Origin of the sequence: Mesobacillus selenatarsenatis SF-1, from assembly GCF_000813125.1 — a bacterium.
Classification (GTDB): domain Bacteria; phylum Bacillota; class Bacilli; order Bacillales; family Cytobacillaceae; genus Mesobacillus; species Mesobacillus selenatarsenatis.
In genome coordinates, this window is the sequence record NZ_BASE01000069.1 from 1 (window position 1) to 16,896 (window position 16,896).

Sequence of the window (16,896 nt, forward strand, 5' to 3'; positions counted from 1 at the left end):
CTTGCGTTGGCGCTTGATTTTTCCGAAGTCGGGAATGGTTCGGACATAATTACTAGCTGTGGCGCAGGTTGCCCGAAGGTGAACGAGGTTCAGAGATGTAAAAAAGTAGAAAAAGGGACAAAAGACCTATTGAAAGGCTTTTCACAATTACGATACTTTTATATAGGGCAAAATCATTGAAAAATGATGACGCAAAGCTATAGGGACCTCTTTCCATTGGAAAAAGTCTGCCAGCTACCATCAATCATAAAGGAGAAAATTGATGTCTAATAACGTTTGGCTAACGCCAGAGGAAATGCAGAAGAAAAAAGCAAGACAAAAAACCCTTCTATATGCGGCATTATTATTAGCTACTGTAGTGCTCAGTGCAGCAGTCACAGTCCTTGCTAATCAAATTTAAGCACGAAACGAAAAGCTCCGATAATCCGGAGCTTTTTGATTTTCAATAAAAAAGGAGGCCCCTTCCTCCCGCTGCAAAAACAGCCGTGAAAAAGCGGTTCCCCCTATCCAATAACTCTTGTTACTTCTTCTTCGTCTTATTCGCTATCTCAATCGCCCTGTCTGTTCCTTCAGCCGCCTGGTCCAGCGCTTCCTGAGGCGGTGTTCCCTGGTATAAGTTCTCTAAGGCAGTTACGACCTGCTGGCGTGATTCAGGGAAAACGGAAATCAATGCACCCTGTGTCGCGAAGGATGGTTTTGTATCCTGCAGCTGGTCTACTGTAACCTTGAACTGCGGGTATTTTTCCCACTCTTTTTTCACGATGTCTTCTTCATATGCTGCAGGGTTGATTGCGAAGTACCCTGTTCCGATATGCCATTTTGCCTGGCTTTCAGGTGATGCGAGGAATTTCATGAATTCCCATGCTGCCTGCTGCTTATCATCACCGATTCCTTTACTCATCCATAATGACGCTCCGCCAATCGCTACGCCCTGTCTTTCAACTTCATCCGGGTATGGGATATAGGCAACCCCGACATCGAATGAAGAGTTATTGATCGCGCCGGCTACACCTGCGGATGAATCCATGTACATGGCGACTTTTCCTGTCTGGAAAGCGGCACGGATGTCATCCCAGTTCGTTCCGTAGTTGCCGAAGGTTCCTGCTTTGTTCATGTCGTCAAGGAACTTGAAGACTCGCAGTCCTTCTTCCCCATTGAACACAGCTTTTGTTGCGTCGTCAGAACGGCCATTATCATTGTCGACATACAGACCGCCTTGTGTCGCTACAAGCTGTTCAAAGAACCAGCCATATGTCAGCATCGAGAATCCAAATCGTTCGTCTTTCTTCGTCAGTTTTTCAGCAGCCGCTTTTACTTCACTGAATGTTTGCGGCGCTTTTTCCGGGTCAAGACCCGCTTCCTTAAAAGCATCCTTATTATAGATCATCACCGGTGTCGAAGAGTTGAACGGCATCGAATACAGTTTGCCATCGACCTTATAGTAGTTCAGGATATTTTCCTCCAGCTGGGACAGGTCATAATTGTCCTTATCGATGAATGTTTGCATTGGCTCGATAAAGCCGCTTTCAATCATATACTTAGTCCCTACTTCAAATACCTGCATGATCGCCGGCGCATTATCGGTGCCTCCAACACTGCGCAGCTTTGTCAGCGCTTCTTCGTAAGTACCCTGGAATTCTGCATTGACCACAACTTTATCCTGTGAATTGTTAAAATCTGCGACAATGCCATCAAGCGCTTCCTGGCCCGGTCCGGACATCGCATGCCAGAACGAGATTTCTGTTTTCTCGCCAAGCTTCGTGCCGCCATCCTTCTCCTTGTCTTTGTCATCTCCCTTGCTTGCATCATTGGAACATGCCGACATGACGATTAAGCTGAAAATCGCACTGATCACGAGAAACCATCGAAACTTTTTCATCATCTTGCTGAACACCCCTTTTATTAAAATACTTCTGGATACCAGAAGTTGAACCCGAAATGAACTACTTGAGCGCTCCCTGGGTCAGGCCTTTTTGGAGCTGCCTCTGTCCGGCAAAAAGCAAGAGCAGTGTCGGGATGATGACCACAATCACTCCCGCCATGACGACGCCCCATTCTGTCGCGACTTCCTGGGACTGGAGCTGCTTCAAGCCGATCTGGACCGTCCTTACCTGGTCCGTGCTTGTTACGAGTAACGGCCATAAATACATATTCCATGTCGTAAGGAACCCGTAGGCACCTAATGTAACAAGGCTCGTTTTTGAAACTGGCAGGATCACTCTCCAAAAGAAGGCGAACTTACCGAGCCCTGCCACCTCTGCCGCTTCATGCAGCTCTTTTGGAATCGTCTTAAAATGCTGGCGCAGCAGAAAGGTACCGAAGGCCAATGCGAAAAATGGCACGGTCAATCCTTGATACGTATTCATCCAATCAAGCTTTTGGATGGTAAAAAAGTTAGGGATCATCGTCGCTTCCCAGGGAATCATCATTGTTGATATAAAGAGGAAGAAGATGAAATCCCTTCCCTTAAACGGGATGAACACAAATGCATAGGCCGCAAGACTGCAGACCACCAGCTGGCCGAGCATGACCCCGAACGACACGACGAAGCTATTGATCAGGTAATTCATCAACGGCAGCCGGTCGAACACTTTTACATAGTTATCAAAATGAATCGATTCAGGAAAAAACTTTCCCTGGAGGATTTCCCCGCCAGACATGAAGCTGATCATGAAGGCATACATCACCGGGAAAAAGACCAGGAAGGCAGAAATGACCAGCAAAATATAAAACAGGATTTTTTTCGGTGTCGACATCATCATTGATAGTGCACCTTCTTTTCTCCGAGCTTGAATTGCAGGATCGTCACGATTAAAATGCAGATGAACAAAAAGACAGCCTGCGCACTTGCCGTACCGAACTGGTAGTTGATGAATGCCTCCCGGTATATGGAGTAAACAATCAGGTTTGTCGCCTGGGACGGCCCGCCTTTCGTTAAAATATCGACCTGCCCGAAAGTCTGGAACGCATTGATCAAGGAGATCGTGATGATGAAAAACAGTGTCGGCGACAGCATCGGAATCGTAATCCTGCGTAATTGATACCAGTAGCCGGCACCGTCGATCTTGGCGCTTTCATATAAATATTCATCAATATTCTGCAGCCCGCCAAGCAGGATGAGAAACGAGAAGCCGATATTCATCCAGATCGTTGAAATCGAAATTGACACGAGCGCCCAATCCGGATCAAGCAGCCACTGCACGCCCGGCAAATTCATGACATTAAGCAGCCGGTTGAACATGCCGATGCTTGGATGGAACAGGAACAGCCAGACGACAGAGGAAGCAGCGACCGAAATGCCCATCGTTGAAGAATAGACAGTCCGGAAGAAGCCGATTCCTTTCAGTTTTTCATTCGCAATCAGCGACAAAAAGAGCGCAATGATGACCCCTGTCGGCACGGTGTAGAGAACAAACAGTACCGTCGCCTTGATACTGTTGCGGAATTCCCTTGACTCAAATAAATAGGCATAATTTTCAAAGCCGACAAAAAGCGCAGCTGCTCCCTGCTGGTCAGTAAGAAAGAAGCTCAGGTAAATCGTCCGGAACATCGGATAAAAGATGAACACCGAAAACAGAAGAATTGACGGAAACAGGTACAAAAGAGCCGTGCGTGCATTAAGAGATTTCCTCCATAAGCCAAACTGCTTTGGAGGAGTACTGGCTGCGTCTGCCTTCATATGAACACCTCTTTATCAAAAACATGGTTCTCGATATCCGATGGAGTTTTGATGATTTTTTCCGTCTCACTGTCAAACAAACAGAGAGAGTCGTAATTGATGACAATCGGGACCATGTCCCCGACATCAATCCGCCATTGGCCGGTCCATTTCGCCATCCATTCCCTTCCTCCCATATCGAAGGAGAAGATCGTTTCATTTCCAAGGACCTCTACATTGGTCGTTTTTACATAGACTTTATCTTCTGCTTTCGTCTCTTTTGTCGCCGCCTTCAAATGCTCAGGACGGACGCCGATGATGATTGTGTCGGATTTTAATAATGGCCAATCTTTTTCTGGAACAGCTATTTTTGCTTCCTCGCTGAAAACAATCTCATTTTTTGCACTGCCCACCTTCCCTTCGCCAATATTCATCGGCGGCGAACCAATGAATGTCGCGACAAAAGGATTGGCGGGATTGTTATAAATATCGATTGGCTGGCCAATCTGCTGGATTTTGCCGTCATGGAGGATCATGATCCTGTCTCCCATCGTCATCGCCTCGACCTGGTCGTGGGTGACATAGATCATCGTGATACCAAGACGCCTTTGGATCTGCCTGATTTCCGAGCGCATATGGGCCCTTAATTTAGCGTCCAGGTTGGATAAAGGTTCATCCATCAGGCAAATCGGTGCCTGGTTGACGATGGCCCTGGCCAGGGCGACACGCTGTCTTTGGCCGCCGGACAGCTCTCGGGGTTTCCTTTTCAAATAAGGAGTCAACCCGAGCATTTCCGCCACATCTTCGCATCGCTTTTTTCGTTCAGGCTTTGGCACTTTTTTTACATGGAGGCCGAAAACGATATTCTCCTCAACCGTTAAATGAGGGTATAATGCATAGTTTTGGAAGACCATCGAAATATCCCTTTTGCTGGGCGGGAGCCAGTTCGACTCGACATCGCCGATTTTCAGGACACCACCCGTGATCTCTTCCAGGCCGGCAATCATCCGCAGCATCGTACTTTTCCCACAGCCGGAAGGACCGACGAGGACGAAGAACTCTCCTGGCTCAATACTGACTGTAATATCTGAAATGACTTCAGTTTTTTTATCGTAAGATTTTGAGACACCTATCAATTCCACCTTCTTCATGATTGCCACCCTTTCCGCTTAAAAGCGCTACTCTATGAAAAAGGAGACCACAAATAATGCCTATTCGATAAAGGCAGTAGATGTGGTCTCCTGGTCTCCGTCACAAGTATTAACTTGTCAAGTTTGTAATATATATTGAGAGTATATGTTTTTTATTTTGGTAGTATGTTAGAAAATTACATTTCACAAAAAAGTGAGGGAATCATGAGAAATATATCGCTTTTATTCCTCTGTTTGATTTTGCTGGTAAGTGCCGGTTGTGAGAATCGCAGTGCTGCGCCTGCCTTTGTTTTAACAGATGATTTCATCATCATCGCTCATAGAGGGGCATCAGCCTACGCGCCTGAACATACATTGCCTGCATATAATCTAGCGGTACTATCGGGTGCCAATTATATCGAAATCGATTTGCAGATGACAAAAGACGGCGAATTGATCGCCCTGCATGATGCGGAGGTAGACCGGACGACGAATGGTTCTGGACTGTCAAAAACGCAAACTCTTGATGAAATCAAGGCGCTGGAAGCCGGTTCGTGGTTCAATGAACAGTTTCCGCAACTCGCCGACTCTGCCTATGAAAGTGTCGAAATCCCTACACTCGAGGAAATCTTTCAGCGTTATGGGAGAAGCGCGAATTACTACATCGAAACCAAATCGCCAGGGATGGAAGTGAAATTAATAAATCTGCTAAGGAAACATTCGCTGGTTCACTCTAAATCGAAAGTTATCATTCAATCCTTCCACAGCAATAGCCTGAGGAAAATTCGCAAGCTGGAACCGGGAATTCCACTTGTCCAGCTTTACAGATATTCAGAGAAGGTGAGGTTGACAGACCGGGAGCTACGGTCGCTGAAAAAATATGCCTCAGGAATCGGAGCCAATTTTGGGAAGGTGGATGAAGATTATATTCAAAAGGCCCATCTTCATGGGTTGGCGGTCCATCTTTTCACCGTGAATACGGACGAGGATATTCAGCAGGCTTATGAGATTGGAGCGGATGGAGTGTTTACGGATTATCCTGAAAAAAGGCCAGACACCTATTAGGAATCTGGCCTTATTCGTATAGAGTTTTATTTAAACGCCATCGCAGCATTGACGGCTTTTTTCCAGCCGCTGTACAGCTGATTCCGGTCCTCTTCAGTCATCTTTGGTTCAAACTTCCTGTCAATCGCCCACTGGGAAGCAATTTCCTGCTGATCTGCCCAATATCCCACCGCAAGACCGGCTAGATAAGCGGCACCGAGGGCTGTCGTTTCATTGACGACAGGCCGTTCGACAGGAACGTTCAGTATATCACTCTGGAAATTCATCAGGAAATTGTTTTTAACCGCGCCACCATCCACGCGCAAAGTTTTTAGTTCAATGCCGGAATCAGCCTCCATAGCGGATAGTACATCTCTTGTTTGGTAGGCGAGTGACTCAAGAGTCGCGCGGACAAAGTGTTCCTTACTCGTTCCCCGGGTTAGGCCGAATACTGCTCCTCTGACGTCGCTGTCCCAATAGGGAGTTCCCAGCCCCACGAATGCAGGTACCACATATACGCCCTCGGTGGAATCCACGTTTTCAGCATACGATTCGCTATCGCTCGCGTGCTTGAGCATTCTCAAGCCATCCCGCAGCCACTGAAGTGCCGATCCGGCGACAAAAATACTGCCTTCGAGCGCATATTCCACTTTTCCGTTCAGTCCCCAGGCAAGTGTAGTCAATAGTCCATGCTCTGATTTGACCGCTTTTTCACCGGTATTCATCAGCATGAAGCAGCCTGTGCCATACGTGTTCTTCGCCATGCCTTCCTCAAAGCATGCCTGTCCGAATAATGCGGCCTGCTGGTCACCCGCTGCACCGGCAATCGGAATCTCATGGCCGAAGAAATGGTGCGTAACAGTATTTGCGTAAACATCTGAAGAAGGCTTAACCTCTGGAAGCATGGAAGCCGGCACTCCGAGAATTTCAAGGAGCTCTTCATCCCACTTCAGGTCATATATATTGAACATAAGCGTGCGCGAAGCATTGCTATAATCCGTCACATGGGCACGTCCGCCAGAAAGCTTCCAGATGAGCCAAGTGTCAATCGTTCCGAATAACAGCTTGCCTTCCTCCGCTTTTTGTCTTGCGCCCTCTACATTGTCAAGAATCCATTTCACTTTCGTCCCTGAAAAATAAGCATCAATCAGGAGGCCTGTTTTTTCACGAAAAAGGTCATTGTAGCCCTTTTCCTTCAATTCATCACAATTCCCGCTCGTTTGACGTGATTGCCAAACAATCGCGTTATAAACAGGAATACCTGTTTCTTTATCCCATACAACCGTCGTTTCACGCTGATTCGTAATCCCAATTCCCGCTATTTGCTCTGGCTTAACATTTGATTCTGATAAAACTCCTGCGATGACAGCCAGCACGGAGCCCCATATTTCATTCGCATTATGCTCTACCCAACCCGGCTTGGGAAAATGCTGCGTGAATTCCTTTTGTGAAACGTGTACGACCTTCCCTGCTTTGTCAAAGAGAATCGCCCTTGAGCTTGTCGTTCCCTGGTCTAAAGATAGAATGTACTTTTCCATAAAATAATTCCTCCCCTTGTCAACTTAACCGCTTTCAATTTATCGTTATCTTAACGCGCCAACTTTAGATGTATCCAACTGTCCTGCCTGTTTTTTACCTACTGTATTAACTAATGCTAGAGTTACTGCTACTATACCAATTACCAGCTAAAAAGTCCCTGTGATTGCATTTAAATATTGAGATTTGTAAAGGATTGCTCTATACACTCTCATCTATTGCGCTAGCACTAAATTCACTAAAAAAGAGACATCCAAAACCGGATGCCTCTTTCCTACTATTTACGAATTCTGTACCTATTGATCCCTTCACTCTCACGTATCATCAAGCCTTTTTTAGGCTCCACGTAAAAAGTCAGAATGCCCTGGGAGTTTTTCGTCATTTCATACCGCAGATCTTTCGCAGCCTGTTTTCTTTGGTTGAACTTAGATTCTTTCATGTTAATCACAAAAGTATGGTTGTAACTTAAATATACTTCTGTTTTCCGAATTCCTACAGCTTTTGTTTTCTTTACATGCGTGAGGGAAAACCAGACGCAAAATTCATTATTGTAAGATTTGGTTGGAAATAACCAGATGCCCAGATTGCAGTTTATCTTGATTGGGCACATGTATATATCACCGAGTATTTCCCTGGAACTTTTCCTGCCAGCATTAAAATTTGAACCCAAGCCAAGCAACGTCTTATTAATGACATCAATTGGTTTCATATCGACGAGAAATGTGTCTTCCCCTTCGATTACTCTTGTACACAGCTTTCCATTTTCGTTGTATTCCCCTGTCAGCAACACCGTCTCCTGATTAATCGTGTAATCACTTAATAGGTTCATCATTGAATCCTCCTATGTATTGCTTTATCTGACAAAAAGAGTATACTAACATAGTTGGTATACCCAACACACTTTGTCCTCGGGATTTGTCCGCCACGACTTTATTCCCGGGGATTTTTCAATTCTCTTCGCATCTCAACCTCCTGTCTGATTAAACAGGGCTGCTTGTGTAATTGATCTCGGTGTTGGAAGAACCCCTATAGGTATTATTATATTAATAATGACATTTAAATGTAAATCTGATTTTTTGTTATTGCCTAACACTTAGATCTAATGGAATATTGCTAAAATTATACTTTTTTAGTATAATATATTTTTCTACGGGCCTGGATTCAGGTCCGTTTTTTTATTTATATACGGAGTTTTTCACAAGAAATAACTGGGTTAATTCTACTTCAATAGTAGTAAATACTTTCCATTTAACCCGAAAAAAATTTATCAATAATTGTCTAAAAAATTTCACAATTCGCAATTCTGATATTTGTTACTAATATAGGCATTCTCTTTTAATAGGTCATGAAAATTGAATTTACAAGCCTTTTTTGTTTGTTTTTTAGCCATTTTGACCTCCAAAATTGAATTTTCGTGATTGGTGCACTCTCTCATTTCCAAGTATGTTTTAGCTACCCGGGAATAAAATAGATAGCGCGCGATCTCGAAAGGATTGCAAAGTGGAAAGCTTTGAACAGTTATCCAGACAATATGAGCCAATGATCCACAAGATTATCTCCTCTCTCAATATTTATAAAAACAAGGAAGACTACTTCCATACAGGGCTTGTAGGGCTTTGGGAAGCGGCAGAAGCCTTTGATCCAGAAAAAGGTGATTTTACCAATTATGCTTATTCGTATATAAAGGGACAAATTCTGAATGAGATGAATCGGAATAATCGGTTTGAAGAACGAAGTGTCTATCCGAAAGAAGAATATTGGGAAACCGTTGAAGAGCCAAATGCCAAATATCCGCTCGAACTTGATTTTTTGTTGAGCTACTGCGAGGACCTCACCGAGAAAGAAACAAAGTGGGTCATATACACTTGCGTTCATTTCCTTTCCGTAAGAGAAATAGCAGAAAAGGAAAATGTCTCATTGTCAGCAGTCAAACAATGGAGGAGCGGCGCTAAAAAGAAGCTCAAGGAGCAAATGATAGAGGTTTTAGATTAAGAGGTTTTTCGTGAGCAGTGTCATCCAGCCAAAAAAAGCCTGAAACCGGGTATTCTACTCTTGGTTTCAGGCTTTTTATATTCGCAATATCCCATTCATCACATTCACTCTATAAAGCATCCTTCCAGTTCTCTGAAGTCAATTCCATGAATCTCCCTTTGTCCTTGTTAACTAATGCCAAATCAATTTCTTCCGCTCTTCTCCGCTCCAGGAATTCATTCTGAACCTTCTGGATGATTTTGTTTGCTCCATCTGTATATCTTGTTTTTTTACGAGTTAAGATCAGCTCAGTATTGTCAGGATCCTGCATGGTGTCCATGAACATATTCACGTCTACATTTTGTTTATAAAAATTAGAGTTCTTATCGTTTTTCATGATTATCCCTGCCTTTTTTTGGGTTATGTGTTAGTTACTATTTACCCGATTTTACAGGAATATAACTTTTTGAAGAGTCTTTCATGAAAGAAAGTTCCTACAAACAGGGACAATCCTGTTGCAATAGCCCATATCTCTCGATTTTAATGCTGTTTTTGTCATAGGACGGTAAATTTCTTTAAAATAAAGATTACTATTTACCTTTAGGTAAATACGCAAAGAAATTTGTCAATAGTTTTACCTATAAAAAAGTTATAATTTTACAAAAATACCCACTATCTGGATTTACAGAAAGATTATATAATTCTTTTGTAATATATTTGAATTGTAGGAGGAAGAATTACTTGAAGCGCGTTTTATCTTTTATTTTGGCTTTCACATTGACAGTGGGCCTGCTTCCAATTGCTGCTTTTGCCGCGGTCGATCCACAGGATCAAGAGTTCCAGGATTATCTCCAGAAAATTGGTATGTCAGAGGAAGACTTCATCGCCTATCTGAAAGACTGGCATGATTACACTCTAGATGAGTTTGAGACTTTGGATGCATTGATAGAGTATCTCGGACCTGTGTTAGACGATGAGAATTTACAAGAATTGCTTGCAGAGTTTGAATTGACTGAGGAAGAATTCAATCAACTGCTTGAGGAAAATGCAGCAACATTGGATCAATTCGTTTTTTATGAAGATTTATACTTCAGTATATCTGACTGGCTCTACACAGAAGAACTTACACCGATTACAGACGAAAACCTGCAAACGCTTCTTGAAGACTACGAATTTGAATCAATCGAAGAATTGGAAGCTTTCTTGAATTCCTATGATGATTCAATCGAAAACTATGAATATATTGAAGACCTTGAATTCGCTATTGCTGAACACTATTTTATGGACGCTAAAGATGACTTGATCAACACTTTGGATTCTTTTGGTCTTTCTCTTGCAGAAGCCAATAATCTTGCTAATCATCTCATTTATATTATGGAGAACCCTGACCTTGATCCAGAACAATTTTTCACAGCGCTGGAGGAATACGGTACAAGACTAATGGATTTCCCTGAGTTCGACAGCGCATCAGACCTTTCTGCTGAAGACATTGCCGAATTCATTGACATTTGGGATGGCATGCTTACCTTATTGGATCTAAAAGTGGAATACTACTTGGTAAAGGATGGAGTTGTGACTCCTGTATCATTTGCCTCCCTAATGGAATTGAACTCTACTAACGGAGCCGACTTAATGATAAAAATCCTTTCTGGCAATGGTAATCTTTTAGCTGACATGGTCATCACAAAGGAAATGTTCGACTCTGAATTCATCGAGGAAACCGGAGAAAATCTGGAAGATACAACTGACGCAGCCGAAGAAGTAAAAAAGGCTGCTGAAGAAGTGGCAAAAGCAGAGAAGAAAGCACCAGCAAAAACTGTCAAAGGCGGCAAGCTGCCGAACACTGCTTCAGATTACCTGCAAAATACAATGGCGGGACTAGCTATGGTCCTTCTAGGCGCTTTTGTATTCAGGAAAGTTAAACGTGCATAAATATTTCAAAGAGAGAAGAATCGGAAAACTGGTTCTTCTTTCCCTATCCGTTGTCATAATTGCATTGGGTTTCTGGTTCAGCGGAACAAATGCTTATAAGTTTATGAAGGGCTATTGGCTCTTTAAAACTGGCGAACCGAAAACAGAGGTTGCCTTTGCGGATAAGCCTGTTAAGACAGCAGATAAAACGCAAAGCAGTCCTAAAACCAGCCTCTATACTGAAAGGCCGCAAAAGGGCGAAATGATTGGCAATCTCTCCATTCCTAAACTTAGTGCCGATTTGCCAATCTACCATGGCACTGATGAGGATGAGCTCGAAAAAGGAGTGGGACACTTCGCTGGCAGCGTGCTTCCCGGGGAAAAGGATAATTCTGTTCTTTCAGGCCACCGTGATACAGTCTTCCGCAAACTTGGTGAAGTTGGCAAAGGTGATTTGCTGGTTGTCTCGACCGGTGCAGGAGAATTCACTTACAAGGTAAGGAAAGTCCGGATTGTTGATGCTGATGACAGAACGGTGATCGTTCCAAAACCTAGAGCGACTCTGACCGTAACCACCTGTTATCCCTTTGATTTCATTGGGGACGCACCGGAGAGATATATTCTGGTAGCTGACTTAATTGAAGCTATTGAACAAGAATAAAACCTGAGCGAAAACTAATCTGCTCAGGTTTTTATATAGCTTATAAAATATATTTCACCAAAGTTCTTTTATTTCCTCCCGTTACCTTGTCAGGAAGTAACGAAATAAACCGTTGTAAATCCCTTTAGCTGCTTTCTTTTGGTATGTTGTTGTAGCTACGAGCTTTTCTTCTGTCGGGTTGGACAGAAAGCCAAGTTCCACTAGTGCTGCTGGCTGTTTATTTTCACGGACGACGTGATAATTTCCGTACTTGGAACCCATATTCCGCAGCTGGGTTGAGGCTGCCAAAGAACTTTGGATCGAGCCAGCCAGAGGTGCATCCTTAGAGCTGCTATAATAGAACGTCATGACTCCACTGCTTGTTGAAGAATACGCATTATAGTGAAGACTTATGAACGCATGAGCTTTATAATTATTGCTGATATTTACCCGTTGTGTCAGGCTTAAATAGGTGTCGGAGCTTCTTGTTAAAATAACTTTCGCCCCCGCATTTTCCAACAGAGGTTTAAGTTCCAAAGCCGTTCTCAGCGTCAACGTTTTCTCCAGATAGGTTTTTCCCATTGTGCCGCTGTCATAGCCTCCATGGCCTGGGTCAAGTACAATAACCTTTCCCTTTAAAACAGTATTCGGGTCACGGACGAGGGGTCCATACACCCAGCCGACGACGCCACCCGGACTTTTCACTTTTACCCAGCCGTTGCTCACACCAAGCTTCTCCATGAACGTTCCTGCTTTTTCTGTATACAGGATTGGATACGACGTACTTGGCCCTTTGCGAATGTTGGTATTCACTTTTAAAACTACCTTTGTCACTGTCGTTGCAGGCTTCTGTTTGGTGATATAGGAACTCGAAACCCACCCAGTTTTATTGAGAGTGGATGCATATACTTTCAGCCAAGATCCATCAGCCCCATAGACTTTGACAGCAGTTCCTTTTGGCAGTGACCCCAAAATACTGCCGCCAGGAGCACTTCGGAAATTAAGGTTAGTAGCTGTTACGTAACCCGTCCAGGTTGTTGCAGTTATATACTGTGAAGCAACCCAGCCCTTCAACGAGCCATAAGAAATCCTTGACCAGCCGTTTTTCTGTTCATACACAGTTACAACCTGACCTTGCTTGAGTTTCCCTACTATTGAATAGGCTGTACCTGGTTGTGAACGGACATTGAGTACATCAGCATTAACCTTAGCCTGGAAGCTATAGGCAGCCTCTGTACGATCGGCATAGAAAGATAATGAAAATGATAAAAGGACCAAAAAACTAAGAAGCAATTTACCAAAAGAAGCGACTTTCAACATTTCCCCACCTTTTGTCTAAATTTGTCTTTTTTTAAGGACACTACCACTATAAGACATTTATGGAAAGAGAAAGAGGGTAAAAAGACCCGAATATAAAAGGTGGTATAAATTAACAAATATGATTTTCGGAAATAATGTTTCGCAGGAATTAGAAGGGGAATAAGAAGAGGTGGTTAATTTTTTCACAGATAAAAAAAGAGCAACCCTTATTTTAGGGTCACTCTCCTTCCAACATTATTCTGTCCCAATCAAATAAACTTCCTGGATCTGTTTTTCGTTCCGGTGCATATTCATCATGCCCGATAATATGTATCCTGTCTTTTTTAATTTCCTTATTTCTTGCCATTATATCTTCTAGCAAAAGATTAAGAGCTTTATATTGTTCTTCAGTATATCCAATATGTTCTTGGGGTATTTTTTTATAGTGATCCGCCGACATCATTGACTCCATTTCAGCCTCTGTGCCGATAGCTAATAATTCGATGCCAATGGAATACCTATTCAAGTGATCTTTATACTCGGAGAATGCAGAAAGTTCGCCTTTCCCTGAATGACGTGCGGCCCTGCTTTCCGGCATTAAAAAGTAGATTTTCCCATCACGGTCGATCATATAATGCGGCGAAACATCGTAATCAATGAAGATTTTCCTGATATCCTCATACACATAAGGATTCTCTGGATTATTGGCAGCATTGCTGATAAAGTGCAATACCACGTGAGTAGTTACATTGCTTCTTGGCACAAAATTCATATTTGGCAAATAGTCTTTAATCAGAGGAATCTTTCTCTCAATATTAAGGCTTCCCTCCGATTCTTTCACATCGGCTTTGGCAACGGCCTCTTCATGCAGACGTTCAGAACATCCACCAATTATAAATATTATAAAGCTGAGGACCAACAGTACTAACCTCTTATTCATCTTTTTCCCCCAGATACTTCTATTAATCTAAGTATTAATTCGATTCAATCATCTAAAACCCCTTCTATATGGATGGTTCTTTTTGCTAAAATCCGCTTGGATTGAGTATATAAGTTCCTGCTCAGTAAAAGGTGCTGAATTATATCCAACAATTTGTGTTCCAGGAAAACACAGACTTTAGTACCTTTAGTCGTTTCCCGCCTCCCTAAATATCCCAAAATAAAGGATATCTCTCCTATGCCTTTTTAACTAATTTAATGAATATTCAATTTATTCATTTTTTACCAGGTTGATTTTGATAGAATAAGGGTGATTTGCCACCATGGTTAGTAGCTTATTAGCAAAAATACCTTTTATAAGGGGGAAACTATTAATGAATTACCGCAACAAGTTCTACCGTAAATTATTATCAGTAGCTGCTTCTGCTGCTCTATTGACTTCGATTGCTGTTCCTGCAGCCTCTGCAAACATGAAGGGTGTTAAGCCTGGCAAGCCTTACGAGCTAACGATCATGCATACGAATGATACACATGCTCATTTGGACACTGTCGCTAATCGCGTGGCAGCAATTAAGCAAGTACGTGAGGAGAAAGCTAACACACTTTTATTAGACGCTGGGGATGTATTCTCTGGAACATTGTATTTTAATGAGTTTAATGGATTAGCAGATTTAGAGTTCATGAATATGGTTGGCTATGATGCCATGACATTTGGAAACCACGAATTTGATAAAGGTACCGAAACTCTGGCGAATTTTGTCAAAGAAGCAAATTTCCCATTTGTCAGCGCGAACGTAAATTTTGAGAATGACGAAAATATGAATCCGCTAGCCAATAATGGGATTTCTTCGGAAGCGAATGATGGAGAAGTCTACAAAGGCATTGTAAAAGAAGTGAATGGGGAGAAAATCGGGATATTCGGTCTTACAACTGCTGAAACGGTTGACATCTCCAGTCCGGGAGAGGATGTCGAATTCACTGATTACATCAATGAAGCAAGAGAAGCTGTTAAAGCCTTTGAGGAACAAGGTATTAACAAGATTGTTGCGCTTACGCATATAGGTTTGAACGATGGCGGCGGCGATAATGACCTAACGTTAGCTGAGGAAGTAGATGGCATCGATGTTATTGTTGGCGGACATACCCATGTTAAGTTAGAAGAACCAATTGTCGTGAAAAATGGCAGTGAACCAACTGTCATTGTACAGGCAAATGAGTATGGTAAATTCCTTGGAACACTTGATGTAAGGTTCAATAAAAATGGGAAGATCATCCAACATAATGGAGAGCTCTTAGATATCACTACTTTTCCAGAAGATGCTGAAGCTGCGCAAATCTTGAATGAAAACTATAAACCAGCAGTTGATGAAATTAAAAAGACAGCAATAGGACATACAAATGTTGAATTAAACGGTGTGAGGGAATTTGTACGATCAAGTGAAACAAATTTAGGTAACTTAATCACTGACGGAATGCTTGCGAAAGCAAAAACCATTAATCCTAATACGGTAATCGCCCTGCAAAATGGCGGCGGCATTCGTGAATCGATTGATGCTGGTGAAATTACATTGGCAGAGGTCCTCACAGTAATGCCTTTCGGAAACTCTTTAGCCATCATGCAATTGACAGGCGCTGAAATCAAAGAAGCATTGGAGCACAGTGTTAAAGAGGCCCCGAGTACATCTGGAGGCTTCCTGCAGGTGGCTGGATTGAAATTCACATACAACAGCACACTTCCTGTTGGCCAGCGAGTTCAGTCTATTGAAGTAAAAGAAGATGGCGTCAACTACGTAACCCTGGATCTTAACAAGACATACGCAGTAGCAACAAACACCTTCACCGCTAAAGGCGGAGACGGATACGATGTATTCGCAAATGCTTACAATGAAGGCCGGGTAAGCGAACCAGGTTTTGTGGACTGGGAAGTATTCACGGAATATGTGAGTCAACAAGAAGAGCAAACTGTTAGTCCAGAGGTAGAAGGACGAATTATCGATATAGCGAATTAAGTAAGAAAATAATGCCCAGCAAACCTAGAGAGTTTGCTGGGCGTTTATTTATCATATATGACGGTCCATCCATATAGAGAAGCATACTTCATCTCTTTACCAGCCAATAAAAGCTGACAAGGTTCTTAGCTTTTCCAAAAAATTTTCCTCAAAAGAATAGAATGGTCTCTCATTAAGAAAAAGTAAGCCAATTAAAAATGTCATCATGATCAGTATGTAGTTCTTGAAAATCTTTGAAAAAAATAGTTTTCGATGTTCATTCAAATATAATAGCAGCACAGGAATCGCCAGCCCCACTGTGACGCCAAGTATATTGGCTAATGCGTCTATGAATTCCGCGCTTCTGTCAGGAAGTTGATATTGCCGATACTCTTCAAAGATACCGATCGACACTAATGTCATCCATACAACATTAATATGTTGTTTTACACGAGGTCCGTTGAAGATTAATATGATCATTACTCCGATAGATGCAGATATAACAGCATAGCTTACAAAATGCAGCTGTTTATCCAATCCAAATAGTAGTTGATAGTCGAGTACCACTATTCATCACCCTTTCACCCATCAGCCTAACCATCAGTCATTGTTGATAATCAGTTTTTTATCGGTTCATCAATTACCTGGTTTATATACCTCCTGCCACCCTACCAATGAGAGTTTTTAAAGCATAAATCCATTCCGCAGCGACTATTCATTCCTCTTTTTTCAATAGAAGACGTTTGCCTTGATATTTCTTCACAGTCTTTTCACTTTACT

General features: G+C 42.6%; 17 protein-coding genes and 1 riboswitch. Of the genes, 7 read left to right on the forward strand and 10 right to left on the reverse strand.

Annotation, left to right across the window (positions count from 1 at the left end; translation table 11 throughout):
* Positions 1-180: hypothetical protein (locus TY49_RS25275; protein WP_041966471.1), on the forward strand; the 180-nt coding region annotated here is incomplete at its 5' end.
* A riboswitch (cyclic di-GMP riboswitch) is annotated at positions 157-242 on the forward strand. (Overlaps the previous gene by 24 nt.)
* A gap of 20 nt (positions 243-262) precedes the next feature.
* Complete coding sequence (locus TY49_RS24695; protein WP_156972684.1) at positions 263-400, forward strand: hypothetical protein; 138 nt, start codon at positions 263-265, stop codon at positions 398-400.
* A 120-nt stretch (positions 401-520) separates the two neighbouring features.
* Here the strand turns inward: TY49_RS24695 and TY49_RS13640 are convergent, their stop codons facing one another.
* From TY49_RS13640 to TY49_RS13655, 4 genes are all read right to left on the reverse strand, one after another.
* On the reverse strand, positions 521-1,879 hold the full coding sequence (locus TY49_RS13640) for an ABC transporter substrate-binding protein (RefSeq protein ID WP_041966494.1): 1,359 nt from the start codon (positions 1,877-1,879) through the stop codon (positions 521-523).
* A 64-nt stretch (positions 1,880-1,943) separates the two neighbouring features.
* Entirely contained in the window at positions 1,944-2,756 is an 813-nt protein-coding gene (locus TY49_RS13645; protein WP_041966495.1) for a carbohydrate ABC transporter permease, read from the reverse strand.
* A gap of 2 nt (positions 2,757-2,758) precedes the next feature.
* Positions 2,759-3,679 carry a carbohydrate ABC transporter permease gene (locus tag TY49_RS13650; protein WP_041966472.1) on the reverse strand — a complete coding sequence of 307 codons (921 nt, stop codon included), beginning with the start codon at positions 3,677-3,679 and terminating at the stop codon, positions 2,759-2,761.
* The gene (locus tag TY49_RS13655; protein WP_041966473.1) at positions 3,676-4,809 is read right to left on the reverse strand and encodes an ABC transporter ATP-binding protein; all 1,134 of its coding nucleotides are present in this window, start codon (positions 4,807-4,809) and stop codon (positions 3,676-3,678) included. The genes TY49_RS13650 and TY49_RS13655 overlap by 4 nt, the downstream gene beginning before the upstream one ends.
* Positions 4,810-5,013: 204 nt before the next feature.
* On the opposite strand from TY49_RS13655, the gene TY49_RS13660 reads away from it, so the two are divergent.
* Positions 5,014-5,853, forward strand: coding sequence for a glycerophosphodiester phosphodiesterase (locus TY49_RS13660; RefSeq protein ID WP_041966474.1), 840 nt, complete (start codon positions 5,014-5,016; stop codon positions 5,851-5,853).
* A gap of 26 nt (positions 5,854-5,879) precedes the next feature.
* Here the strand turns inward: TY49_RS13660 and glpK are convergent, their stop codons facing one another.
* Both glpK and TY49_RS13670 read right to left on the reverse strand, forming a co-directional pair.
* Positions 5,880-7,370, reverse strand: a complete 1,491-nt coding sequence (gene glpK, locus TY49_RS13665; RefSeq protein ID WP_041966475.1) for a glycerol kinase GlpK — start codon at positions 7,368-7,370, stop codon at positions 5,880-5,882.
* A gap of 275 nt (positions 7,371-7,645) precedes the next feature.
* On the reverse strand, positions 7,646-8,200 hold the full coding sequence (locus TY49_RS13670; protein WP_084135480.1) for a competence protein ComK: 555 nt from the start codon (positions 8,198-8,200) through the stop codon (positions 7,646-7,648).
* Positions 8,201-8,868: 668 nt separating this feature from the next.
* Between TY49_RS13670 and TY49_RS13675 the strand changes: the two genes are divergently transcribed.
* Entirely contained in the window at positions 8,869-9,360 is a 492-nt protein-coding gene (locus TY49_RS13675) for a sigma-70 family RNA polymerase sigma factor (RefSeq protein WP_041966477.1), read from the forward strand.
* Positions 9,361-9,469: 109 nt separating this feature from the next.
* Here TY49_RS13675 and TY49_RS13680 read toward each other — a convergent pair whose 3' ends face one another.
* On the reverse strand, positions 9,470-9,736 hold the full coding sequence (locus tag TY49_RS13680) for an IDEAL domain-containing protein (protein ID WP_041966478.1): 267 nt from the start codon (positions 9,734-9,736) through the stop codon (positions 9,470-9,472).
* Between the two features lie 344 nt (positions 9,737-10,080).
* On the opposite strand from TY49_RS13680, the gene TY49_RS13685 reads away from it, so the two are divergent.
* Positions 10,081-11,271 carry a processed acidic surface protein gene (locus TY49_RS13685; protein WP_041966479.1) on the forward strand — a complete coding sequence of 397 codons (1,191 nt, stop codon included), beginning with the start codon at positions 10,081-10,083 and terminating at the stop codon, positions 11,269-11,271.
* Positions 11,264-11,911, forward strand: coding sequence for a class D sortase, LPxTATN-specific (gene srtD, locus TY49_RS13690; protein ID WP_041966480.1), 648 nt, complete (start codon positions 11,264-11,266; stop codon positions 11,909-11,911). Before TY49_RS13685 ends, srtD begins: the two co-directional genes overlap by 8 nt.
* 81 nt (positions 11,912-11,992) lie before the next feature.
* Here srtD and TY49_RS13695 read toward each other — a convergent pair whose 3' ends face one another.
* Both TY49_RS13695 and TY49_RS13700 read right to left on the reverse strand, forming a co-directional pair.
* Positions 11,993-13,210 carry an N-acetylmuramoyl-L-alanine amidase family protein gene (locus TY49_RS13695; protein ID WP_052442190.1) on the reverse strand — a complete coding sequence of 406 codons (1,218 nt, stop codon included), beginning with the start codon at positions 13,208-13,210 and terminating at the stop codon, positions 11,993-11,995.
* Between the two features lie 217 nt (positions 13,211-13,427).
* Complete coding sequence (locus tag TY49_RS13700; RefSeq protein ID WP_041966481.1) at positions 13,428-14,129, reverse strand: N-acetylmuramoyl-L-alanine amidase; 702 nt, start codon at positions 14,127-14,129, stop codon at positions 13,428-13,430.
* A 373-nt stretch (positions 14,130-14,502) separates the two neighbouring features.
* Here TY49_RS13700 and TY49_RS13705 point away from each other — a divergent pair, with 373 nt between their 5' ends.
* Positions 14,503-16,137, forward strand: coding sequence for a bifunctional metallophosphatase/5'-nucleotidase (locus TY49_RS13705; protein WP_052442191.1), 1,635 nt, complete (start codon positions 14,503-14,505; stop codon positions 16,135-16,137).
* Positions 16,138-16,233: 96 nt separating this feature from the next.
* Here the strand turns inward: TY49_RS13705 and TY49_RS13710 are convergent, their stop codons facing one another.
* Positions 16,234-16,683 (reverse strand): VanZ family protein, encoded by a 450-nt coding sequence (locus TY49_RS13710; protein ID WP_041966482.1) that lies wholly within the window; start codon positions 16,681-16,683, stop codon positions 16,234-16,236.
* Positions 16,684-16,896: the final 213 nt, after the last annotated feature.